14 protein-coding genes and 3 pseudogenes are annotated in these 23,248 nt (G+C 71.9%); 4 read left to right on the top strand and 13 right to left on the bottom strand.

Annotated elements, in window-relative coordinates:
* Positions 1-117 precede the first annotated feature (117 nt).
* On the top strand, positions 118-2,829 hold the full coding sequence (locus ACGFT1_RS06270) for a SpoIIE family protein phosphatase (RefSeq protein WP_373907862.1): 2,712 nt from the start codon (positions 118-120) through the stop codon (positions 2,827-2,829).
* 101 nt (positions 2,830-2,930) lie between these two features.
* On the opposite strand, the gene ACGFT1_RS06265 is transcribed toward ACGFT1_RS06270, so the two are convergent.
* Positions 2,931-5,726 carry an aconitate hydratase gene (locus ACGFT1_RS06265; RefSeq protein WP_373907861.1) on the bottom strand — a complete coding sequence of 932 codons (2,796 nt, stop codon included), beginning with the start codon at positions 5,724-5,726 and terminating at the stop codon, positions 2,931-2,933.
* A 497-nt stretch (positions 5,727-6,223) separates the two neighbouring features.
* Between ACGFT1_RS06265 and ACGFT1_RS06260 the strand changes: the two genes are divergently transcribed.
* Entirely contained in the window at positions 6,224-7,753 is a 1,530-nt protein-coding gene (locus ACGFT1_RS06260; protein ID WP_373907860.1) for a helix-turn-helix domain-containing protein, read from the top strand.
* 146 nt (positions 7,754-7,899) lie between these two features.
* On the opposite strand, the pseudogene ACGFT1_RS06255 reads toward ACGFT1_RS06260, so the two are convergent.
* A pseudogene (locus ACGFT1_RS06255) lies at positions 7,900-8,633 on the bottom strand (DUF5937 family protein); the annotation flags it as partial.
* A gap of 115 nt (positions 8,634-8,748) precedes the next feature.
* Positions 8,749-8,998 (bottom strand): annotated as a pseudogene (locus ACGFT1_RS06250) (DUF5937 family protein); the annotation flags it as partial.
* Between the two features lie 4 nt (positions 8,999-9,002).
* Between ACGFT1_RS06250 and ACGFT1_RS06245 the strand changes: the two are divergent.
* Positions 9,003-9,179, top strand: a pseudogene (locus ACGFT1_RS06245) (helix-turn-helix domain-containing protein); the annotation flags it as partial.
* Between the two features lie 16 nt (positions 9,180-9,195).
* On the opposite strand, the gene ACGFT1_RS06240 reads toward ACGFT1_RS06245, so the two are convergent.
* From ACGFT1_RS06240 to ACGFT1_RS06195, 10 genes are all read right to left on the bottom strand, one after another.
* Positions 9,196-11,319 (bottom strand): SpoIIE family protein phosphatase, encoded by a 2,124-nt coding sequence (locus ACGFT1_RS06240; protein ID WP_373907859.1) that lies wholly within the window; start codon positions 11,317-11,319, stop codon positions 9,196-9,198.
* Between the two features lie 550 nt (positions 11,320-11,869).
* Positions 11,870-13,108 (bottom strand): MFS transporter, encoded by a 1,239-nt coding sequence (locus ACGFT1_RS06235; RefSeq protein ID WP_373907858.1) that lies wholly within the window; start codon positions 13,106-13,108, stop codon positions 11,870-11,872.
* Positions 13,108-13,629 (bottom strand): GNAT family N-acetyltransferase, encoded by a 522-nt coding sequence (locus ACGFT1_RS06230; protein ID WP_373907857.1) that lies wholly within the window; start codon positions 13,627-13,629, stop codon positions 13,108-13,110. Before ACGFT1_RS06230 ends, ACGFT1_RS06235 begins: the two co-directional genes overlap by 1 nt.
* Positions 13,630-13,640: 11 nt before the next feature.
* Positions 13,641-14,885, bottom strand: coding sequence for a type III PLP-dependent enzyme (locus ACGFT1_RS06225; RefSeq protein ID WP_373907856.1), 1,245 nt, complete (start codon positions 14,883-14,885; stop codon positions 13,641-13,643).
* A complete protein-coding gene (locus ACGFT1_RS06220) occupies positions 14,882-16,171 on the bottom strand; it encodes a DUF6271 family protein (protein ID WP_373907855.1) in 1,290 nt (429 codons plus the stop codon). Before ACGFT1_RS06220 ends, ACGFT1_RS06225 begins: the two co-directional genes overlap by 4 nt.
* Positions 16,168-17,199 carry a phytanoyl-CoA dioxygenase family protein gene (locus ACGFT1_RS06215; protein WP_373907854.1) on the bottom strand — a complete coding sequence of 344 codons (1,032 nt, stop codon included), beginning with the start codon at positions 17,197-17,199 and terminating at the stop codon, positions 16,168-16,170. The genes ACGFT1_RS06220 and ACGFT1_RS06215 overlap by 4 nt, the downstream gene beginning before the upstream one ends.
* Before the next feature lie 157 nt (positions 17,200-17,356).
* Entirely contained in the window at positions 17,357-18,868 is a 1,512-nt protein-coding gene (locus ACGFT1_RS06210) for a glycoside hydrolase family 3 protein (RefSeq protein ID WP_373907853.1), read from the bottom strand.
* An 8-nt stretch (positions 18,869-18,876) separates the two neighbouring features.
* On the bottom strand, positions 18,877-19,707 hold the full coding sequence (locus ACGFT1_RS06205) for a carbohydrate ABC transporter permease (RefSeq protein WP_361992347.1): 831 nt from the start codon (positions 19,705-19,707) through the stop codon (positions 18,877-18,879).
* Positions 19,704-20,705 carry a carbohydrate ABC transporter permease gene (locus tag ACGFT1_RS06200; RefSeq protein ID WP_373907852.1) on the bottom strand — a complete coding sequence of 334 codons (1,002 nt, stop codon included), beginning with the start codon at positions 20,703-20,705 and terminating at the stop codon, positions 19,704-19,706. The genes ACGFT1_RS06205 and ACGFT1_RS06200 overlap by 4 nt, the downstream gene beginning before the upstream one ends.
* Before the next feature lie 100 nt (positions 20,706-20,805).
* A complete protein-coding gene (locus ACGFT1_RS06195; RefSeq protein WP_373907851.1) occupies positions 20,806-22,086 on the bottom strand; it encodes an extracellular solute-binding protein in 1,281 nt (426 codons plus the stop codon).
* A gap of 303 nt (positions 22,087-22,389) precedes the next feature.
* On the opposite strand from ACGFT1_RS06195, the gene ACGFT1_RS06190 reads away from it, so the two are divergent.
* Positions 22,390-23,205 carry a GntR family transcriptional regulator gene (locus tag ACGFT1_RS06190; RefSeq protein WP_373907850.1) on the top strand — a complete coding sequence of 272 codons (816 nt, stop codon included), beginning with the start codon at positions 22,390-22,392 and terminating at the stop codon, positions 23,203-23,205.
* Positions 23,206-23,248 lie beyond the last annotated feature (43 nt).

Genomic DNA, 23,248 nt, shown 5'->3' with positions numbered 1-23,248 from the left:
GGATGCTGGACAGCAGATGCCGGACACGGGTCACGGAGTCCCGGAGACGGCATACGGGCCGTCCATCTCGTGGACGGACCATAGCCAGCCCGAATTCACCAGTGCTACAAATACCGCATGTCGGACGCACCTGCCCGATTCAGGCGCCTCGCTTGGCGCACTGTGATCGGCAAAAGCCCCCGCAGCGTCGCCGGACAGGTCTTCCTGCTACAGGTCGCGCTGGTGGTGCTGCTCGTGCTCTGCGCCGTCCTCGCCCTCGTCCTGCAGTCGCGGCGGGACACCACCACGGAGGCGAGGCGCCGGTCCGTCGCCGTCGCCGAGACCTTCGCCCACGCTCCGGGCCTGCAACAGGCACTGGAACTCCCTGATCCCTCGCACGTCCTCCAGCCGCTCACCGAGGCGGCGCGCAAGTCCGCCGGTGTCGACTTCATCGTGGTCATGGACACGCACGGCATTCGGTACACCCATCCGATGCCCAGCCGGATCGGCAAGCGGTTCGTGGGCAACATCGCGCCCTCCCTGGCAGGGAACGTGTACACCGAGAGCGTCCACGGTCCGCTGGGCCACGAGGTGCAGGCCACCGTGCCCGTCGAGAACGCGCGCGGCAAGGTGATCGCGCTGGTCTCCGCCGGGCTGAAGGTCAGGAACGTCACCAGCGAGCTGGACCGGCAGCTGCCGATCATCCTGGGCGCCGGGGCCGGCGCGCTCGCGGTGTCGACCGGCGGCACGGCACTGGTGGGCCGCAGGCTGCGGCGCCAGACCCACAGCCTGGCTCCGGACGAGATGACCCGCATGTACGAGCACCACGACACGGTCCTGCACTCGGTGCGCGAGGGCGTGCTCATCGTGGGCCCCGACGGCCGCCTGCTGCTCGTCAACGACGAGGCCAGACGCCTGCTGGAGCTGCCCGCCGACAGCGAGGGACGCACCGTACGGGACCTGCCGGACCTCGAACCCGCGACGGTGGAGCTGCTCGCCTCCGGGCGCGAGGCCAGCGACGAGGTGCACTTCGCCAAGGGCCGTCTGCTCGCGGTCAACCAGCGGCCCACGGACCGGGCCGGAGGTCCCGGCGGGACCGTCGTGACGCTGCGGGACTCCACCGAGCTCCAGGCGGTGTCGGGCCGCGCGGAGGCCGCCAGGGAGCGCCTGGAGCTGCTGTACGACGCGGGGCTGTGCATCGGCAGCAGCCTGGACGTGGTCCGCACGGCCGACGAGCTGGCCCGGGTCGCCGTGCCCCGCTTCGCCGACTTCGTCACCGTCGACCTGGCCGACGCCGTACTGCACGGGGACGAACCCGTCCCGGCGCGGGACACCATGCCGGCGGCGACGGACATGCGGCGGGTCGCGGTGAGCGGCATCCGGGACGACCACCCGCTCTACGAGGAGGGCCGGCTGATCGACTTCCTGCCGTCCACCCCGCAGGCCCGCGGCTACGGCGCCGGACGCTCCGAGCTGGTGACGGACCTGTCGTCGGCCGACGGCTGGCGGGTGCAGGACCCGGAGCGGACCCGGCAGATCCTGGACTACGGCATCCACTCGCTGATCGCCGCCCCGATCCAGGCGCGCGGGGTCGTGCTGGGCATGGCCAACTTCTGGCGTGCCAAGCGGGAGGCCTTCGACGCGGAGGAGCTGTCCCTGGCGGACGAACTGGTGGCCCGGGCGGCGGTCAGCATCGACAACGCCCGCCGCTTCACCCGGGAGCACGCCCTCGCGGTCACGCTCCAGCGCAGTCTGCTGCCGCGGGCCCTGCCCGAGCAGAGCGCGCTGGACGTCGCCTACCGCTATCTGCCGGCGCAGTCCGGGGTGAGCGGTGACTGGTTCGACGTGATCCCGCTGCCGGGCGGCCGGGTCGCGCTGGCCGTCGGCGACGTGGTCGGGCACGGTCTGCACGCCGCCGCGACGATGGGCCGTCTGCGGACCGCGGTGCACAACTTCTCCACGCTCGATCTGCCGCCCGACGAGCTGCTTCATCACGTGGACGACCTGGTCGGCCGCATCGACCAGGACGAGGCCGACGCGAACCGGACCGGGGAGATCGTCGGCGCCACCTGTCTGTACGCGATCTACGATCCGGTGACGCGGCACTGTGTCATGGCCCGGGCCGGGCATCTGGCGCCCGCGCTGGTCCACCCCGACGGCAGCGTCGTCTTCCCCGATCTGCCGGGTGGGCCGCCGCTGGGCCTGGGCGGCATGCCGTTCCGGACGGCCGAGCTGGAGCTGGCCGAGGGCAGCCAGCTCGTCCTGTACACCGACGGCCTGGTCGAGGACCGCGCGCGCGACCTGGACGAGGGGCTGGAGATGCTGCGCCGGGCGCTGGCCGGCCATCCCGACCGGTCGCCGGAGGAGAGCTGCCGGGCGGTGCTGGAGGAGCTGCTGCCCGATCGCCCCAAGGACGACGTGGCCCTGTTGGTCGCCCGCACCCGGGCGCTGCCGCCCGGACAGGTCGCCGACTGGGACGTGCCGCGCGACCCGGCCGCCGTGTCGAGGATGCGCGGTGCCGTTTCCGCCCGGCTGGAGGAGTGGGGGCTGTCGGAGCTGGGCTTCGGGATGGAACTCGTACTGAGCGAGCTGATCACCAACGCCATCCGGTACGGCTCCGATCCCGTTCACGTGCGGCTGATCCGGGACCGCACGCTGATCTGCGAGGTGGCCGACGGCAGCAGCACCTCGCCGCATCTGCGGTACGCCGCGACGACCGACGAGGGAGGCCGGGGGCTGTTCCTGGTCTCCCAGCTGGCCGAGCGCTGGGGCACCCGCTACACCCCGCACGGCAAGGTGATCTGGGCCGAGCTGACACTGCCGGACCTCTCGGCGTTCCTCGCGGACTGAGGGGCTCGGGGCGGGCGGCGGGGGTGCCCGGGCTCCCGGGTACGGCGAGGGCCGCACCCCCGGGGTCGGGGATGCGGCCCTGGACCGCTCTGCCGTGCCGCCTACTTGCGGATCAGGCTGCGCAGCACGTACTGCATGATGCCGCCGTTGCGGTAGTAGTCGGCCTCACCGGGGGTGTCGATGCGGACGACAGCGTCGAACTCGACACCGGTGTCGGTGGTGACCTTGACCGTGCGCGGCGTGGTGCCGTCGTTCAGCTCGGTCACACCGGAGATGGAGAAGGACTCCTCGCCGGTCAGGCCGAGGGACTCGGCGTTGCGGCCCTCCGGGAACTGGAGCGGCAGGACGCCCATGCCGATGAGGTTCGAGCGGTGGATGCGCTCGTAGGACTCGGCGATGACGGCCTTCACACCGAGCAGCGCGGTGCCCTTGGCCGCCCAGTCGCGGGACGAGCCGGAGCCGTACTCCTTGCCCGCGAGGACGACCAGCGGGATGCCCTGCTCGATGTAGTTGCGCGAGGCGTCGTAGATGAACGACACCGGGGCGTCCGCCTGGGTGAAGTCGCGGGTGTAGCCGCCCTCGGTGCCCGGCGCGATCTGGTTGCGCAGGCGGATGTTGGCGAACGTACCGCGGATCATGACCTCGTGGTTGCCGCGGCGGGAGCCGTAGCTGTTGAAGTCGCGGCGCTCCACACCGTGCTCGGTGAGGTACTTGCCGGCCGGGGTGTCGGCCTTGATGGCACCGGCCGGGGAGATGTGGTCGGTGGTGACCGAGTCGCCCAGCTTGGCCAGGACGCGGGCGCCCGTGATGTCGGAGACCGGGGTGGTCTCCATGGTCATGCCCTCGAAGTACGGGGGCTTGCGCACGTACGTCGACTGCGGGTCCCACTCGAAGGTGTTGCCGGTCGGGATCGGCAGCGCCTGCCACTGGGCGTCGCCCGCGAAGACGTCCTGGTAGGACTTGTTGAACATGTCCTCGCCGATGGCGTTGGCGACGACGTCGTTGACCTCGGCCTCGGAGGGCCAGATGTCCTTCAGGAAGACCGGGTTGCCGTCCTGGTCGGTGCCCAGGGCGTCCTTGGTGATGTCCACCTTCATGGAGCCCGCGAGGGCGTACGCGACGACCAGCGGCGGGGACGCCAGGTAGTTCATCTTGACGTCGGGGTTGATGCGGCCCTCGAAGTTCCGGTTGCCGGAGAGGACCGAGGTGACCGCGAGGTCGTGCTCGTTGACGGCCTTGGAGACCTCCTCCGGCAGCGGGCCGGAGTTGCCGATGCAGGTGGTGCAGCCGTAGCCGACGAGGTTGAAGCCGACCTTGTCCAGGTACGGGGTCAGGCCCGCCTTGTCGAAGTAGTCGGTGACGACCTTGGAGCCCGGGGCGAGGGTGGTCTTGACCCACGGCTTGCGGGTCAGGCCCTTCTCGACCGCCTTCTTGGCCACCAGGGCGGCGGCGACCATGACGTACGGGTTGGAGGTGTTGGTGCAGGAGGTGATGGCCGCGACCGTCACCGCACCGTGGTCCAGCTCGTAGGTGGTGCCGTCGGGGGCGGTCACCTGGACCGGGTTGGACGGGACGGCACCGGTGCCCTCGCCGTGCCGCGGCGCGCCGGCGCCGTTCTCCTGGTGGCCGTAGGCCGGGGCGTCGGAGGCCGGGAAGGACTCGGCGCTGGCCTCGTCGACCGGGGAGTCGGACGCGGCCGGCGTCTGCCCGACGGGCGCCTCGACGTAGTTCAGGACGTCCTTGGCGAACTGCTGGGCGGCCTCGGCGAGGACGATGCGGTCCTGCGGGCGCTTCGGGCCGGCGATGGACGGCACGACCGTGGAGAGGTCCAGCTCGAGCTTCTCGGAGAAGTCCGGCTCGGCCTGCGGGTCCAGCCAGAGGCCCTGCTCCTTGGCGTAGGCCTCGACCAGGGCGACCTGCTGCGCGGAGCGGCCGGTCAGGCGCAGGTAGTTCAGGGTCTCGTCGTCGATCGGGAAGATCGCGGCGGTGGAGCCGAACTCCGGCGACATGTTGCCGATGGTGGCGCGGTTGGCCAGGGAGGTGGCGGCGACGCCCTCGCCGTAGAACTCGACGAACTTGCCGACCACACCGTGCTTGCGGAGCATCTCGGTGATGGTGAGCACGAGGTCGGTGGCGGTGGTGCCGGCGGGCAGCTCACCGGTCAGCTTGAAGCCGACGACGCGCGGGATCAGCATGGAGACCGGCTGGCCGAGCATCGCGGCCTCGGCCTCGATGCCGCCGACGCCCCAGCCGAGGACACCGAGACCGTTGACCATGGTGGTGTGCGAGTCGGTGCCGACGAGGGTGTCGGGGTACGCCTGGCCGCCCCGGACCATGACCGTGCGGGCCAGGTGCTCGATGTTCACCTGGTGGACGATGCCGGTGCCCGGCGGTACGACCTTGAACTCGTCGAACGCGGTCTGGCCCCAGCGCAGGAACTGGTAGCGCTCCTTGTTGCGGCCGTACTCCAGCTCGACGTTCTGCTTGAAGGCGTCGTTCGTGCCGAACTTGTCGGCGATGACGGAGTGGTCGATGACCAGCTCGGCCGGCGCCAGCGGGTTGATCTTGGCCGGGTCGCCGCCCAGCTCCTTGACGGCCTCACGCATCGTGGCGAGGTCCACCACGCAGGGAACGCCGGTGAAGTCCTGCATGATCACGCGGGCCGGCGTGAACTGGATCTCCTGGGAGGGCTGGGCCTGGGAGTCCCAGTTGGCGAGTGCGCGGATGTGGTCGGCGGTGATGTTCGCGCCGTCCTCCGTGCGGAGCAGGTTCTCCAGCAGGACCTTGAGGCTGTACGGCAGGCGGGCCGAGCCCTCCACCTTGTCCAGCCGGAAGATCTCGTACGACTCGTCGCCCACCGGCAGTGTGCTGCGGGCGTCGAAGCTGTTCGCCGACACGACAGTCTCCTTCATTGATGTGCGCGTACCACCGTCAATCCTGCCGCCACGCCGACCGGGCCGATTTGCTAAGGTCCACCTAAGTTAGGTGGCCCTTACTGGCGTGGCGACCGCGGTGCGCCTCGGCAGATATCTCGATGTCGAGATAACTCTAGTACATGGGCGTCGGATGGTCATGCCCAACCCGGCCCGGCGCGCATCCCGGGCCGGCGCGCGCGGCTGCCGCCGCCTCCGAACGGGGGGCACGCGGGGAGATCGGAGCGCGGGGGCTCCCTGCCGCCGTACGGACAGGGGTTCCGCGGGCGCCGAGCGAAGAGTCGTGGTCCAGCACCTTCTTCCAGCACATCATGTGATTTGTCCGTAAGTTCCGGATGTCACGTCGGGGCGCGAGGCTGAGCAGGGACGTTGAGGGGCCGTCACCACGGTCACCCGAAGGGGCGTCACCCGAACGGACCCCCCAACGAGCGCCATCTCATATCTGAGATAGCCTCAACTGCATGTCAGACGACTACCTCGTACGCATCGGCAAGCTCATCCGTGACGCCCGGCAGCACCGGGGCTGGACCCAGTCGCAGCTCGCGGAGGCTCTCGGCACCAGCCAGAGCGCGGTCAACCGCATCGAGCGCGGCAACCAGAACATCAGCCTTGAGATGATCGCCCGCATCGGCGAGGCCCTCGACAGCGAGATCGTGTCGCTCGGTTACGCGGGCCCGATGCATCTGCGCGTGGTCGGCGGCCGCCGGCTGTCCGGCGCCATCGACGTCAAGACCAGCAAGAACGCGTGCGTGGCCCTGCTGTGCGCCTCACTGCTGAACAAGGGGCGCACGGTGCTGCGCCGGGTCGCGCGGATCGAGGAGGTGTACCGCCTCCTGGAGGTCCTCAACTCCATCGGCGTGCGCACCCGCTGGATCAACGACGGCGTCGACCTGGAACTCGCCCCGCCCGCCGAGCTGGACATGGCGGCGATCGACGCGGAGGCCGCCGTCCGCACCCGCTCGATCATCATGTTCCTCGGCCCGCTGCTGCACCGCGTGGACCACTTCAAGCTGCCCTATGCCGGCGGCTGCGACCTGGGCACCCGCACCATCGAACCGCACATGATCGCGCTGCGCCGGTTCGGTCTGGACATCGCGGCCACCGAGGGCCAGTACCACGCGCAGGTGGACCGCACGGTCCGCCCCGACCGGCCGATCGTACTGACCGAGCGCGGCGACACCGTGACCGAGAACGCGCTGCTGGCCGCCGCCCGGCACGACGGCGTCACCGTCATCCGCAACGCGTCCTCCAACTACATGGTCCAGGACCTGTGTTTCTTCCTGGAGGCACTGGGCGTCAAGGTCGAGGGCATCGGCACCACCACGCTCACCGTGCACGGCGTGCCGAACATCGACACCGATGTCGACTACTCCCCCTCCGAGGACCCGGTCGAGGCGATGAGCCTGCTCGCCGCCGCCGTGGTGACCGAGTCGGAGCTGACGGTGCGCCGGGTGCCGATCGAGTTCCTGGAGATCGAGCTGGCGGTCCTGGAGGAGATGGGCCTGGACCACGACCGCAGCCCCGAGTACTTCGCGGACAACGGCCGCACCCGGCTGGTGGACCTCACGGTCCGCCCCTCCAAGCTCGAAGCCCCGATCGACAAGATCCACCCCATGCCGTTCCCGGGCCTGAACATCGACAACGTCCCGTTCTTCGCGGCCATCGCTGCGGTCGCGTCGGGCCAGACGCTCATCCACGACTGGGTCTACGACAACCGCGCCATCTACCTCACCGACCTCAACCGCCTGGGCGGCCGGCTCCAACTCCTGGACCCCCACCGGGTGCTGGTCGAGGGCCCGACCCGCTGGCGCGCCGCCGAGATGATGTGCCCGCCCGCACTGCGCCCCGCCGTGGTCGTCCTGCTGGCCATGATGGCGGCCGAGGGCACGTCGGTACTGCGCAATGTGTACGTCATCAACCGCGGTTACGAGGACCTCGCCGAACGCCTGAACTCGATCGGGGCGCAGATCGAGATCTTCCGGGACATCTGAGGGTTCCCGTGCCGGACCCGCCGCCCCGGTTCACGCGCCGGCGGGTCCGGCCGCATGCGCGTCAGGGCGCCCGGTGCGCGGGGTCCGGCCCGGTCCGGCCCCCCGCACGCCGGGCGCCGCCCGCGTTCCGGCATGCCGCAGCCGCCTCAGCGCAGGACAGCCGCCGGCAGGTCCGTGCCCGGCGTCGCCATCTCGGGAAGGTTGAGGGTGTGGTGGACGTAGCGCCCGTGCCGCCGGTTCGTGAGCAGGCCCGCGCGGCGCAGGACGGCGAGGTGGCGGGAGACCTCCGGGGGCGTGAGTTCCCAGGCGTGGGCCAGCTCGCCGGTGGTGTGCGGGCCGCGGGCCAGGGTGCGCAGCAGCCGCAGCCGTACCGGATGCGCGAGTGCCTCCAGCCGTCGGGAGACCGTTTCCAGCGACACCGGCTCTGCCGGACTCGGCTCGGCCACGGGGTACTGCACCACCGGCTGCCATCCGGGCGCGTGGATCACCACCAGGCGCGGGCGGCCGAAGACGGTGGGATGAAGGTGGCCCCGGTGCCGTGGGCGGCGGTCGCGTTGTCCTGCAGCTTGTCCACGACGATGCGGTCGCCGTCCGGTGCCAGGGTGACCGCGCCGGAGACCGACGCGAGTGCCGCTCCGATGCCCTGGCGCTTCAGCAGGTCGTTCTTCGGACGCAGGTCTGTGGCCAGTTGCACGGCGACGCCTGTCCAGGCGGCGTCGAAGAACGCCTCGGCGCACTGTTCGAGGGTGTGGCGCACCCGCGCCCGCACCGCGGCCGGGTCCGCGAGCAGCCGCTCCGCGAAGGCCTCTTGGAGTGCGCCGCGGGCCTGGGCCAGTTCCAGGGCCCGCTCGCGCGCGGTCGCGTCGGCGAGCGGCGACGGCGACCGCGGCCGGGTCCGCGAGCAGCCGCTCCGCGAAGGCCTCTTGGAGTGCGCCGCGGGCCTGGGCCAGTTCCAGGGCCCGCTCGCGCGCGGTCGCGTCGGCGAGCGGCGACGGCGCACCGAAGTGGACCCGGTTGCTGCCGCACGTGGTAGCGAGCGCGGCGGTCACATAGGTCTCGTCGTCGACCGGTCCACATCGTCCGACTCGTCGGCGAGGGTCGGCAGGGGCCGGGCGGGGACCAGGAAGTCGGCCGTGAGGAGCGCCGGAGGAACTCCGCCTCCCTGAGCCGCTCGGCCAGCTCCGGCGGCATCCGGGACCAGACGTCCCCGGCCCAGCCGGCCGGCAGCGGGTGACGCCCCGGTTCATCGGAGCTGGTCCGCGTCGAACGGGCCCGCAACCAGCTCGAGTCCACCGACGCCACCCTCGAACGCGTGGCGACCGCCTGTGTGTTCGGCACCGTCGACACTCTGGTCAGGGCCTTCCGCCGCAGACTCGGCACGACACCGACCGAGTACCGGCGCCGGTTCCGGACCAGCCCCGGGTGATCTCCCCGCGGGCACTTCACGGGTGCGGTGCCGTCTCGTGCAGGACGAGCAGGGCGATGTCGTCGGTGCGCTGCCAGCTGGTGCCCGCCTTGCCGACGAGGGTGTCGATGAGGGCCTCCAGGTCCTGGGTGCCCGCCTGGTCGAGGTGGTGTGCGAGGGCGGTGATGGAGTCCTCCAGGTCGGCTCCCGGCCGTTCGATGAGGCCGTCGGTGTAGAGGAGGAGCATGAGCCCGGGGGTGAGCGGGATCTCGGTGACGGGGAAGGCGGCGTCGGGGTCGATGCCCAGGAGCGGTCCGGGCGGCACGTCGAGGGGCCGGGTGCCACGGCCGGGCAGCCGTACGACCGGTGGTGGATGGCCGGCGCTGGCCAGGGTCACGCGGTGGCCGGCGAGGTCGAGGTGGGCGTAGAGGCAGCTGGTGAACAGGTCCGGGCCCAGGTCGATGACGAGCCGGTTGGTGCCGGCGAGGACCTGGTCCGCGGTGGTGCCGAGGGTGGCGTGGGCGTGGACTGCGGTACGGACCTGCCCCATGAGCGCGGCGGCCGCCGCGTCGTGGCCCTGGACGTCGCCGATGACGGCCGCGACGGCACGGTCGCCGATCGGGATGAGGTCGTAGAAGTCGCCGCCGATGTCCATGCCCCGGGTGGCGGGCAGATAGCGGGCGGCGACGCGCAGGCCGGTGACCGCGGGCAGGGTCCGCGGGAGCAGTGCCTGCTGGAGGCCGTGGGCGAGGTCGCGTTTGGTGTCGTAGAGCCGGGCGCGGTCCAGGGCGTGGGCGATGAGGCCGGCCAGTGAGGTCAGGACGGCGCGGTCCTCGGCCGGGAACGCGCGGGGTTCGTCGTAGGAGAGGATGCAGCAGCCGACGGGCCGGCCGGAGACGATGAGCGGCAGGAAGGCCCAGGCCTGCTTGCCGCTGATCCCGGAGGCCTCCGGGTAGCTGCGCCGCATGTCCTCCGGGTCGGCGAAGAAGGCGGGGATGCCGCTGCGCAGGACCCGTCCGGCCGGGGTGAACACGGTGTCGAGGGGCAGGCCGTCGAGACGCTCGATGGCTTCGGGGTCGTAGCCGCGGTAGCCGGTGATCCGCAGTCGCCCGGCGTCGGCGGCGGACAGGACCAGGGACTGGGCGCCGAAGGCGGGCATGATCTGGTCGCCGACGAGGTCGATGACGTCCTGGACGCCGACGACCTCGGTCAGCGCGGCGGCCAGGTGCATGAGCTGGTAGAGGCGGCCCGCGCGGGTCGCCGGGGCGGTGTGCGAGGACTGCGGGGACGCCGGGGACGGCGGCCCCTGATCGCCGCTGGGCACGATACGGACGCTGATGCCGCTGGCGTCCGGGTAGAGGTGGAAGTCCAGCCACTGGTCGGGCGGGCGGCACGCGGTGAAGACGACGGGCTCGCGGCTGATGACCGCGGCGCGGTAGCGGTCCTCGTAGAGGGGTTCGTCCAGCCAGCGCAGGGACTGCCAGGGCAGCGTGCCCAGCAGCTCACCGGCGTCGCGGCCCAGCAGTTCGCAGGCTCCCGCGCTCAGGTAGGTGAAGTTGCCCTCCAGGTCCAGGGAGCAGCTGCCGCCGGGCAGCCGCTCCACGAAGTCTGCGGCGGCCATCTCCGGGCCCGCGGACCGGCGCACCCGGTGGGGGGCCAGCACGCGCGGCCGGTCGCCGGGGACCGGGAACGCCCCGTGGTCGACGCCCTCCTCGATGAGCCGGGCCAGCCGTCCGCAGCTGGCCGTGATGTGCCCTCGTTCCCGCTGGGTCATGTAGGGCGGACGGGTGGCCGGCCACATCAGCAGGAGGGTCCCCCAGCGGCGGACGCCGGTGACCGGCGCGGCGGCCAGCGCGAGCGGGTACGGCAGTGCCATCGCGGTACGCGGGTAGCTGCGGGCCATTTCCTCCTGGCTGGCCACCCACACCACGCGGTCGCCGCGCAGCGCGTCGGCCACCGGCGCCGGTGCGCCGACCGGGATCCTGGTCCACGGGAGGGCGAAGTCGGCGGGTGCGCCGTAGAGCACGTCCAGGGAGAGCTGCTGCCCGTCGGGGGTGAGGAGGTAGAGGGCGCCGATGGACGCGCCCGCCCGGCGCACCGTCTCCGCGAACGCGGCATCCCGTGCCTCCGCGTCCGTGGCCCCACCACCCGCACTCGTCACGAGGCGCCTCCAGCCTGGCCGGCGACTCCGGGAAGTCACCACGCAGGGGCTCGGGCCGGGCCGCGCGGGACACCGCGCCGGTGATGTCAGCCCCTAGGGGGACGCTACCGCCCCTGACGGCGGTCGGCACGCCGTCCCGGAACCGCGGCCGATGGATCTCCTGCAGTGCCCGCTGCCCGGCGGTGGCCGGCCTGCTCCCGCGGCGGTGGCCGCAGGGCGGCGCCGCCGGCGCGCCAGCCGGCGGCCGATGCCCGTCACCGCGACGGCGCGGCGGGAGCGCCGACTCGCGGCTGCCGTCGCGCAGCACCGCCGCCGACATCCGCACCTCCTGGCGCTCCGGCCGCTGCGGTCGTCGCTCCCAGCCGTCCGGCCGCCGGGGTGTCCCCCCGGTACCCGGCATCCGTCACCCGGCCCGGCGGCCGGGCGGTGCCGGTGCGTCGCCGGTCGCCCGGCCAGCCGCACGCTCCCCGGAACCCGGCCGCCGCGGTCGCCCGCGGCATCCGGCCGCCCCCGGCCCTCACCCGGCCCGGCCCGTGACGCGGCGCGACCGTCACCCAGCCGGTGCCGGTGCCTCGCCCGGCAGGCGGTCGGAGTCCGGATCGGCGCCGGAGCCGGGATCGGCGCCGGAACCGGGGCCGGAGGTGTGGGTCCGCCACGGGATGCGGAAGGCGGTCAGGGTGACGATCAGCGCCGATACGGCGACGGTGGCCATGCCCGCCGTCAGGTTCGCCGCGCCGGCGACGAAGCCGATCAGGGCGGGGCCGCCCAGCAGACCCGTGGTGCCCATCGCGGCGACCAGCGCGAGAGCACCGGAACCGTGTCCGGCCGCCGCCACGTACACGCACGGGGTGATCGCGGCGGCGCCGAGGCCGACGCAGGCGAACCCGGCAAGCGTGGGGACCACTCCCCCGGTGAGCAGGGCGAGGGCCAGTCCGGCGGCGGCCACCGCGCTGCCGGCGCGGACCACGGGGCCGTCGCCCCAGCGGCTGCGCCAGCGGTCCGCGCGGAGGCGGGCGAGCAGCATCATCACGGAGACGACGGCGATGCCGAGCGGGGCGACGGTCGCGGACGCCTTGACGACGTCCTTCATGTAGAGCGTCGACCAGTCGTTCATGGCGCCCTCGGTGATCGTGCCGAACGCCATGGCGCAGCCCATGAGGAGGGTCGTGCCGGAGGGGAGGCGGCGGGCGTGCCGCTTCGGCCCGTCCTCGGTCGCGGGGGGCGCGTCCCGGTGTGTCAGCAGGCCCGGGCGGGCGGCGCCGAGCAGGATCAGCAGCAGGACCCCGCCCAGGGCGAAGTGGACGGTGACGGAGGTGGTCAGCGTGGTGACGCCGGAGGCGAGCAGGGCGGCGGCGAGCAGGCCGCCGCTGAAGGTGGCGTGCAGCTGGGACATGGCCGTACGCCCGTGGGCACGTTCCAGTGCGGCGCCCTGCGCGTTCATGGCGACGTTGAGGCAGCCGACCGCGACGCCGTCGGCGGCGACGGCGAGCAGCGCGAGCGGGTAGTCGGGTACGACGGACAGGGCGGCCAGTACGGCGACCAGGCAGGCGGCGGAGGCGAGGGACAGACGCCGGGAGCCGAGACGTCGCATGAGCACGGTGACCAGCGGGAAAGAGGCCGCCGCACCGGCCCCGCAGGCCATCAGCAGCAGGCCGACCTCGCCGGCGCCCAGGTCGAGGCGGGTCTTGAGCGCGGGCAGGCGGGCGACCCAGGTGCCGTACTGGAAGCCGAGGAAGCAGAACAGCGCCGCGATCGACCATTTGGCGCGCGTGAAGGAGGGTTCGGGCATCACACGGCCTCCCGGGCCTGGTGCGGGCGGGGTGCGGCGGCCAGCGCGGCCGACATGTAGACCGCGTCGCTGCCGTAGCCCGGCGGGACGGGTGCCGCGTGGTGGGGGTGGTAGCCGTTGGCCTGCCAGAACGCCTCCTTGCCGGCGACGGCGACCAGCGACATGGTCGTGAAGCCGCGGGTGCGGGCCGCGCCGGCCAGATGGCGTGCGAGCCGGGTGCCGAGTCCGTGGCGCCGCAGCGGGGCGCTGACGACGAGGTCGTGCAGGTGGAGGTTGGTGGTGTGGTGGACGGTCCGCTCGGGGCGGGCGGGGTCGGGGCAGCGGAACGGCGGGTAGGGAAGGGCGAGGACGTAGGCCTCGGGCCGGCCGTCGAGGTCGAGGACGAAACAGGTGCCGGCCGAGGCGCGGGCCCGTGAGCGCAGCAGTTCCTCGCCCTCGGCGAGGGAGAGGTCCGCGTACGCCTCGCTCTCCAGGGCGGCCAGCCGCGGCCAGTCGGCCTCGGTGATCCCCCGTATGCGCATGGGGTGTCCTTTCAGTGCCGTTCGTCGGGGGCGTCGGGGGCGGTGCCGGGTACGCAGACGCAGGGCAGCGGTCGGATGCCGTTGAACCCCCGGGTCGTGTAGCTGGTGGCGTAGGCGCCGGCGGAGAGGATCCAGACGGGGTCGCCGGAGGTGAGGGAGCAGGGGACGGACACGGGGTGCCGGCCGCCGCCGTAGGCGTCGTCGCTGTCGCAGGTGGGTCCGGCGACGACCGCCCGGACGTGGCCGTCGGTCCGGGCGTGGGCGGGGAAGACCAGCCGGTGCGTCACCTGGTCCATCTCGTACAGGCCGTTGAACTTGCCGCAGCTCAGGTAGAGCCAGTGCGTGTCCTCGCCGTCCGGCTGCCGGCGCCGGGTCAGCCGCACGACGTGGGCGCGGACGGCACCGTGGTCGGCGACGAGGTGGCGGCCCGGTTCCATGACGAGGGCCAGGGGCGTGGGGGTGAGGTCGCGCAGGCGGTCGATGCCTTCGCGGATGACGGTGAAGATCTTGTCCAGGGGCGGGTCGAGGGGGGCACCGTGGCGGTCCCGGTAGCCGAGCGCGGGCAGACCGCCGCCGAGGTTCACGTGGTCGGGTACGATCCCCCGCCGCGCCAGTGCCGTCAGGGTGTCGGCGAGCGTGTCGAACGCCTCCTGCCAGGCCTCGCCGGTCATCTGCTGGGAGCCGACGTGCACGGACAGGCCGGCCGGGACGAGGCCGGCCGCGCGGGCCGTCTCCAGGACGCGGACGGCGTCGCCGGGGGTGCAGCCGAACTTGCGGTTCAGGCCCCACAGGGCGCCGTGCCCGCTGGTGGCGAGGCGGCAGAACACGCGGGCGCCGGGGGCGTACCGGGCGACCGCGGTGACGTCCTCGGCGCTGTCGGTGGCGAAGGTGCGGATCCCCAGGCGGTGGGCCGCGGCGATGTCGTGGTCGGACTTGACGGTGTTGCCGTAGTGGATGCGGCCGGGTTCCGCGCCGGCGCGCAGCGCTTGTGCGATCTCGGCGGGGCTCGCCGCGTCGAACCCCGCTCCGCGGGCCGCCAGGCAGCTCAGGACGTCGTCCACGGGACATGCCTTGAGGGCGAAGCGGACGCGGGTTCCGGGCAACTCGGCCAGCAGCGCGTCGTACTGGCGCGCTATGCCGGTCAGGTCGTAGACGATGCGGTCGGTCCCGGCGGTGGCCAGCGCGGTGAGGAGAGGGTCGCCGGGACCGTCGGGAACGGGCGCCGGCCGCCCCCGGGCCGGTCGTGGGTCATTCATGGGCGGGCCGCCTCGATGAGTGCGGGCCAGGCCTCGGTCAGGTCGGCGAAGGCCTCGATGTCCGACTCGGCCGTGTCCAGTAACCGGTCGCGTTCCCCGGCGAGCCGGTCGGCGAAGGCCGCGTACCGTCCGCCGAGTTTGCGGTACGCCGTGTCGACGCGGTCGAGCCGCCAGACGTTCTCGGCTCGGTCGGCTCCGGTGCTGGCGCGCAGCAGGCCGGTGACGGCCTCGGGGCGGACGCGCAGGTCGGGGCCCAGGAGCCGGTCGCCCTCGGCGGCCATCCGGTCGTAGACGTGGTGGAAGTAGAGCATCGACAGAAGGAACTTGACGAACCGCCGCTGGTAGGCCGGGAAGCCGGTGTCGGTACGGCGCTCGGGGGTGTGGAAGTTCTCGATGTGCCGGTTGTGCAGGATGCCGGGCAGTCCGGCGTCGTGGACGAGGTGGAGGAGGAAGTAGTCGCTGCCGATGGTGTCGGTGGCGGGTGGGAGCGGCACCCGTTCGTAGACCGCCCGGTCGAAGGCGACGTTGCACATGTCGACGCGCATGGGGTCGACCAGGGTGAGGGTGGAGTGGTCCCCGGTGAAGGGTGCGGTGCCCGCACCGGTGAAGGACTCCTCGACCAGCGCGCGGGTGCGGTCCTCCGGCCAGTCGCCGGGCGCCCAGAGACCGACCACGTCGTGGTAGACGGTCTCGTCCAATCGCCGTATCTCCGCGATGTCCACGGAGAGTTCGCCGATGAAGGAGGCCCCGGCGAGCGAGACCGGGCGGTGCGCCAGGGCCGGGTCGAGGTCGGTGCGGGTGACGGCGGCCGAGGCGCACGCGGCGGGCCGGCCCAGCCAGGGCAGCTCGTGGTGGACGGGGAACACCGGTTCACCGGCGTGGAGCTGGTAGGTGCTGTCGGAGTCCCTGCGGTGCACCGAGTGGCACCCGAGGGAGGCGGCCAGCAGGAAGGCGCGGTTGGTGCAGGCGCCGTAGGAGACGGCGGACGGGAGCATCAGGCGCAGCAGGCGGTCCGGGCCGGGCAGGCCGGCGCGTGCGATCGTCCGGCGCAGCCGGTCGCGTTGCTGGTGTTCGTCGAGGTGGTGGACGCTCACACCCGGCTCCCGCGGCAGGGCGGCGACCGTGCGGGCGTGCCCGGCACGGGTGTGATCGTCGGCGGAGTCCAGGATCAGCAGCTGGACGTCGGCGCCGAAGTGGCGGGCGGCGTACGTCGCTTCGGCGTGCACGGTGGTGATGGTGGGCGAGCAGGCCCGGTTGGTGGGCAGGGTGAGGCAGACGCGGTTCACCGGACCCCTTCCGCGAAGGCCCAGGAGTCGAGACCGAGCAGTTTGCGCCCGAGGCCGTTCAGTTCGGCGGTGCCGTACCGGAGGGCTTCGGGGACGCGGGCGTCGCCGAGCAGGGTGGCGTTCCAGTCGGGGGTGGCGAGGGTGCGCCAGGACTCCACGCGGGAGTCGCGCAGGGCGGTGTGCTCCTCCAGCGCGGGCATCATCGACAGGTACTGGACGGCCCGGACAGCGTTGTCAGAGAGGTTGGGCGCGACGCCGTGGGCGAGCAGGCCGTTGAAGATCAGCAGGTCGCCGGCCTGGAGGTCGGGGCGGACGACCGGGAACTCGGCACGGTCGATCGCGGGCCGGACCGGGTCGCGGCCGGGGGGCTGGGCGACGCGCCACTCCTCGAAGCGGCGGAAGAGTTCGGGCGCGCACTGGAAACCGCCGAGTTCGGGCCGGGTGTCGGTGAGCGCGATGATGCCCTGGACCCGCTGCGGCAGCACGGCGAGGGTGGTGTCGACGTCCCAGTGCAGCTCGATGTCGAAGCCCTCGTCGGTGGGCTCGATCAGGGAGCGTGAACGGGTGTGCCGGTTCGGCGGGTTGAGGTTGAGCCGGTCCAGGGTGACCCACAGCTCCTCGCTGTCCCAGACGTCCGCGAAGGCGCCGTGGACGCGGGTGTTCTGGCGGCTGTTCCACAGGAGCTGGTGGTGGTACGCCTCGACGAAGCCGTAGATGTAGAGGTGCCGGTCCAGTTCGGAGCGGAACTCCGGTTCGGCGTACCAGGTGTCGGGGCGGTCCGGGTCGAGGCCCTGGAACTCCCAGGTGAAGTCGAGCAGTTCCTTGGCGTCGCCGGGGGTGATGGCCTCGCGGACGACGACGTAGCCGTACGTCTGCCAGAACGCGAGGTCCTCCTCGGACAGTACGCGCAGGGGCTGGGTCTTCTCCAGGTCGCGCAGGGGGGTCGGGGCGAGGTAGGTCTCGCCGTCGGCGCTGAAGTAGGGGCGGCCGGTCGCCGCTCGGTGCAGGTAGGGGGCGGGTGTCTGCATGCGATCACTCCGGGGTGGAACGGGAACACCTTCGGGTCGGGCGTGAGACATGTGCCGGTGGCGGGCGCCGGAGCGCGGGAGGGCCGCCGGGTTCCGCGGGGAGGGGGAAGGTGCGGGCCGCCCGCCGCGGGGACGGGCGACCCGGTACGGCCGTGGGTCAGCCGGCGACGACGGCCTCGGCCGCCGCCACGCCGCAGACGCGGGCGGCGCCGTAGGTGGCGATGTGCAGGGCGCCGCGGGGCGGGGCCTGCGGCAGGCCCATCTCGACCACGACGGTGTCGGGGCGGGCGGCGAGAAGGGTGTCGAGCGCGGAGCGCATCCAGTCGTGCCGGTGCGCGTCGCGGACGACCGCGACGATCCGGCGTCCGCCGGCCGCGGTGAGGACGGCCTCCCCGGCGCCGTCGCCGGTGAAGGAGCCGGCGGTGCTGCCGGGCAGCAGCCGCTGGAGCTCGGCGGCGGCACCCCAGGGGGTCTGGTCGCCGACGGCGATGTTCGGGGCGGGGTTGAACTGGGCCGCGAACACGGGTGCGGTGACGGGTGCGACGGCGCCCGCGCGGGTCACGGTCAGCGCGCGGCGGGCCGCGACCAGGCCGATCTCCGGGTCGGCCGGGGTTCTGTCCGCGTCACCGCGTGCCCCGGCGGTCCAGGCGGCCAGCGCCCGCACTCGGGTGGCCGCGTCGGCCAGCCGCTCCTCGGGCAGTTCACCGGAGCGTACGGCGGCCACGAGCGCGTCCCGGAGGTTCAGCACGGTGCCCTCGTCGCACAGTCCGCCACCCACGCAGATGGCGTCGGCGCCGGCCGCGATCGCGAGGACCACACCGTGCTCCAGTCCGTAGGTGCCGGAGATCGCGCGCATCTCCATGCCGTCGGTGACGATGAGGCCCTGGTAGCCGAGTTCGCCGCGCAGCAGCTCGGTGAGGATGCGCCGGGACAGGGTGCCGGGGCGGTCCGGATCGAGGGCCGGGACGAGGATGTGGGCGCTCATGACGGCCCGGGTGCCGGCGGCGATCGCGGCGCGGAAGGGCGGCAGTTCGCGTGCGTAGAGGGTGTCGGCGTCGACGTCGATGCGGGGTACGGCGTGGTGGGAGTCGACGTTGGTGTCGCCGTGGCCGGGGAAGTGTTTGGTGCAGGCGGCGACGCCGGTGGACTGGAGTCCCTCGACCCAGGCGGCGGTGTGCCGGGCCACCAGATCGGGGCTCGCGCCGAAGGAGCGGACGCCGATGACGGGGTTGTCCGGGTTGGCGTTGACGTCGGCGGAGGGCGCCCAGTCGAAGTTGACGCCGCAGGCGGCCAGGCGCCGGCCCAGTTCGCGGGAGACGGCCCGGGTGAGCCGGGGGTCGTCGACGGCGCCGAGGGCGTGGTTGCCGGGGAAGGACGAGCCGGTGCGTACGTCGAGGCGGGTGACGTCGCCGCTCTCCTCGTCGATGGCGACCAGCAGGTCGTCACGTTCGGCGCGCAACTGGGCGGTGAGGGCGGTGACCTGCGCCTCGCTGACGACGTTGCGGCCGAACAGGGCGACGGAGGCGAGGCCCTCGCCGAGGCGGCGGCGCACCCAGTCGGGCGCGGTGGTGCCGTCGAATCCCGGCTGGAGCACCGCGAGCGCGTCCCGGCCGAGGGTGTCGCCCGCGGTGGAGCCGCTGCCGGAGGCGGTGGTGGGGATGGTGGTCATCGGGGGCGTCATCCCTTCACGGCGCCGTCGGTGAGACCGCTGACTGCCTTGCGTTGCAGGAAGATGAAGAGGATCAGGATGGGCAGCGCGAACAGGGACGAGGCGGCCATCGTGGCCCCCCAGTCGTCGCCGAAGGCGGTCTGGAACTGGGACAGCCACAGCGGCAGGGTCTGCTTCTCGATGTCCTTGTTGAGGATCAGGACGAGCGGGAACTCGTTCCAGGCGGTGACGAAGCCGAACAGCGAGGTCGCCATCAGGCCGGGTGCGAGCAGCGGGAAGATCACCTTGACGAAGGCCTGGAAGCGGGTGCAGCCGTCGACCATCGCCGACTCCTCCAGCTCCTTGGGCACGGCGGCGACGTAGCCGCGGAGCGTCAGGATGGTCAGGGGCAGCACCATCATCGTGTAGAAGACGGTGAGCGGGACCAGGCTGTCGAGCATGTCGTTGTCGCGGACGAGCATGTAGATGGCGATGATCATGACCTCCCAGGGGGCCATCTGCGCCAGCATGAACGTCACGATGAGACCGCGCCGGCCACGGAACCGCATCCGGGTGAGGGCGAAGGCCGCGAACAGGGCGATGACGAGCGAGAAGACCACCGACAGGACCGTGACGGTGACGGAGTTGAGGACCAGGGTCCAGAAGTGGTCGGCGTCGACGGCCTTCTTGAAGTGGTCGAGCGTGGCGTGCGTCGGGAACCACACCGGGTCGTCGGCGATGATGTCGCCGGTCGGCTTGAAGGCCGTGGCGAACATCCAGTAGACGGGGAACACGAAGCCGGCGAAGAGGATGACGGCGGTCGCGTTGGGCCAGATGCGGCCGATGAGCGAGCGCTTCACAGCTCGTCCTCCTCTTGCTTGAGCACCATGCGCAGGTAGTACGAGGTGATGGCGAGCAGCACCACGATGGTCAGGAAGGAGATCGCCGCGCCGAGCCCGAAGTGCTGGTTGCCGACGCCCTGGACGTAGGCGTAGATCGGCAGGGTCTCGGTGAGGTGGTCGGGGCCGCCCTCGTTCATGGCGAAGATCTGCGCGAACGACTTGAAGACCCAGATGACTTCGAGGAACGTCGTGGCGTACAGGAACGGCCGCAGGAAGGGCAGGGTCACGGAGGTGAAGTTCTGCCAGGCGCCGGCGCCGTCCAGGGAGGCGGCCTCGTACAGTTCCTTGGGGATCGTGGTGGTGGCGGCGTAGAGGTTGATCGCCACGAAGGGGATCGACTGCCAGACGATGAGCAGGGTGACCACGGCGAAGGTGGAGAACTGCGTCTCCAGCCAGTTGTGGTCGGCCATGGAGTGCCAGCCGAGCTTGTCCAGCACCCAGTTGACGACGCCGAAGCGCTGGGCGAAGAGCCACTGGTAGACGGTGGTGGCCGCGATGATCGGCATGGCCCAGGCGAGGACGAGGCCCACCATGAGCAGCAGCCGCATCTTCTTGCCGAGCCGGGCGAGCAGCAGCCCGATCAGGGTGCCGATCACCATGATCAGGACGACGTTGACGGCGGTGAAGACGACGGAACGCTCGACGACGTGCCAGAACTCCCCGCCGGACAGCACCTCCCGGTAGTTGTCGACGCCGTTCCACTCGGTGAGGTGCTGGATGAGCTGCCGCGGGTTGAGGTTCTGGAACGACAGCATGCCGTTCTTGACCAGGGGCCAGCCGAGCAGCACCAGGGTGGCCAGCAGCGCGGGGAGCAGGAGCAGGTAGGGGGCGGCGGCGGCGCGCCGGGACGGGGTCCCGGCAAAGGCGCGGTCTCCACCTGGCGGCGGGGCCGGCATCCGAGCCTTGCGGACAGCGGGCTCCCCGGCCGTGTCCGTGCCTTCGGTCTGCACTGACATGAGTTGCCATCTCTTCCGTGGCCGTACGAACGACTTCCTCGGCCGTGCGCACGGCACAGGTGAGCCGGGGGCGCCCCCTCGTGGCGCCCCCGGCGCGGGTCTAGTTCTGCTGGGCCAGGCGCTTGTTGATCTCGCCCTCGACCTGCTTGGCGGCGTCCGCCGGGGACTTACCGTTGAGCACGGCGGTCATGTAGGACTTGATCGGGTTGGGGCTGTTCTCCACCGCGCCCCACTCGGGGATCAGCGGGGTGGTGCCACCCACGGCGGCGCCGGGAGCGGCGGCCTCGGCGACGACGTTGCCCTTGAGGTTGCTCTCCAGGGCCTGCTTGTTCGGGATGACGCCGTTGAGCTTGGCCAGCTCGCCCTCGTACCGGTCCGACAGGGCGATCTTGAGGAACTCCTTGGCCAGGGCCTGCTTCTTGCTGCCCTGCGCGACGGCGAGGTTGGAGCCGCCGAGGAAGACGCCCTCGGGCTTGTCCGCGCTCTCGCCGGGGATCGTGAAGTAGCCGAGGTCCTTCTCGATCGCCTTGTTGGCGGTGACGGCGGTGCCGGCCTCCCAGCCCATGCCGATGAAGGCGCCGGTCTTGCCCTTGGCGAAGACCTCGGCCTGCTGCGGGGTGGCCTCGTCCTTGTCCTTGGGGGCCTTGGAGTAGGAGGCGTACTTCTTGTAGATCTCCATGGCCTTGGTGACCTTCGGGTCACCGAGGTTGGAGACGTACTTGCCGCCGTCCTTCTTCACCAGGTCGGCGCCCTGGCCGATGGTCAGGCCGTCGAAGAAGTACCAGTTCTGGCCGGGCAGGTAGAGCGGCTCGGCGTCGGTCTTCTTGCCGATGGTCTCCAGGTCCCGGTAGAACTCGTCCCGGGTCTTCGGGGTGTTCTTGATGCCGGCCTTCGCCCAGATCCTCTTGTTGTAGATGACCACGCGGTTGGCGAAGTACCAGGGGGCGGCGTACTGCTTGCCCTCGTAGACCGAGGACTGGGAGACCGACGGCGTCCAGTCGGAGCCGATCTCCTGCTTGAGGTCGCTCAGGTCGGCGAGGCCGCCGGTGGCCGCGTAGGCCGGGGTCTGGGTGTTGCCGACCTCCAGCACGTCCGGCGGGGTGGACTCGGAGAGGGCGGTGGTGATCTTCTGCTGGATCCCGTCCCACTTCTGCGTCTCGAACTTCAGCTTGGCGCCGGTCTTCTTCTCGAAGGCGGCCGTGACGTCCTTGGACCACTGGTCCGGCGTGGAGCCGTCCATCGCCCAGACCGTCAGCGTCTGCCCCTTGAAGCTGTCCGGTCCGGCGTTCTTGCCGCTGTCGTCGCCGTCGTCTCCGCCGCACGCCGACACGGAGACCATCATGCCCGCGATCACGATCGCGGCCGCAAGCTTGCGCTTCACGCCACCCTCCTCAGGGATGCCACTTATCCCCCCACGCCCTCGGCGGTGACCTGCATACGACGCTGTTGCACGTAGGGCTCGGGACCTGGCCACTAATGGTGTAGACCAGTACGGTGGAGCTTGGCCTAGACCTTTTGGAGTGTCAAGGGTGGTTCGGGAAGCCGGTCCCGGCCGTTACGAGAAAGACACCGGAGCGCGTCCATCCGCATTCGGCCGCATTCGCCCGGACGGGCCAGTTGGACTAGACCATAAGGCAGTTGGTCGCTATAACGGGAGCCCATCGACACAGTCGGGAAGGCAGGCATGACCACCGACGTCAGCAGCGCCCAGCCGCACAGAGGAGTGCCCGGCCGCACCGCGCGCGTGCCGAAGTACTACCGGATCAAGCAGCAGCTCCTCGGCATGGCCGAGGAGCTCCAGCCCGGTTCGGCCATGCCCGCGGAACGGTTGCTCGCCGTCCGGTTCGACACCTCCCGGACCACCGTCCGCCAGGCGCTCCAGGAACTCGTGGGCGAGGGCCGGCTCGACCGGATCCAGGGCAAGGGCACCTTCGTCGCCCAGCCCAAGCTGTACCGCACGCTCCAGCTCACCTCGCACACCGAGGACATGCGGGCGCAGGGCCTCACGCCCGCCTCGCAGACGCTGGACGTCGCAGAGGTGCCCGCGGACGAGAAGCTCGCGGGCCTGCTCGGCATCGGGATCGGCGAACGGGTGCTGCGCATCGAGCGGTTGCGGCTGGCCAGCGGCGACCCGATGGCGATCGAGACGACCCACCTGTCCGTACGGCGCTTCCCCGGCCTGCGCCGTTCCCTGGCCGGCTGCCCGTCGCTGTACACGGCGCTCGCCGAGGTGTACGGCGTCCATCTCACCGAGGCCGACGAGACCATCGAGACCTCGCTGTCGACCCCGCGCGAGGCGCAGTTGCTCGGCACCGACGTGGGACTGCCCATGCTCCTGCTGTCCCGGCACTCACGGGACGCGGAGGGCTCCCCCGTGGAGTGGGTGCGCTCGGTGTACCGGGGCTCCCGCTACAAGTTCGTCGCCGCCCTGCGCCGGCCGGGCGCCCCGGTGGTCCGGCGCAGGACACCCGTGGACCGGGACGGACCCGGCCACGCCTGAAACCGGGTCGGGGACGGTTCAGGCGTAGCCGCCGGTCAGGGGA

The sequence above is a fragment of the Streptomyces sp. Y20 genome (genome assembly GCF_043195475.1).
Taxonomy (GTDB): Bacteria; Actinomycetota; Actinomycetes; order Streptomycetales; family Streptomycetaceae; genus Streptomyces.
This window is presented reverse-complemented; position numbering and strand designations above follow the sequence as displayed.

Bases quoted from the DNA above. Each gene is read 5' to 3' on its own strand.
- ACGFT1_RS06270 (WP_373907862.1), top strand. From the start codon at position 118: ATGTCGGACGCACCTGCCCGATTCAGGCGCCTCGCTTGGCGCACTGTG.
- ACGFT1_RS06260 (WP_373907860.1), top strand. From the start codon at position 6,224: ATGTCAGACGACTACCTCGTACGCATCGGCAAGCTCATCCGTGACGCC.
- ACGFT1_RS06235 (WP_373907858.1), bottom strand. From the start codon at position 13,108: ATGCCCGAACCCTCCTTCACGCGCGCCAAATGGTCGATCGCGGCGCTG.
- ACGFT1_RS06230 (WP_373907857.1), bottom strand. From the start codon at position 13,629: ATGCGCATACGGGGGATCACCGAGGCCGACTGGCCGCGGCTGGCCGCC.
- ACGFT1_RS06225 (WP_373907856.1), bottom strand. From the start codon at position 14,885: ATGAATGACCCACGACCGGCCCGGGGGCGGCCGGCGCCCGTTCCCGAC.
- ACGFT1_RS06215 (WP_373907854.1), bottom strand. From the start codon at position 17,199: ATGCAGACACCCGCCCCCTACCTGCACCGAGCGGCGACCGGCCGCCCC.
- ACGFT1_RS06210 (WP_373907853.1), bottom strand. From the start codon at position 18,868: ATGACCACCATCCCCACCACCGCCTCCGGCAGCGGCTCCACCGCGGGC.
- ACGFT1_RS06200 (WP_373907852.1), bottom strand. From the start codon at position 20,705: ATGTCAGTGCAGACCGAAGGCACGGACACGGCCGGGGAGCCCGCTGTC.
- ACGFT1_RS06190 (WP_373907850.1), top strand. From the start codon at position 22,390: ATGACCACCGACGTCAGCAGCGCCCAGCCGCACAGAGGAGTGCCCGGC.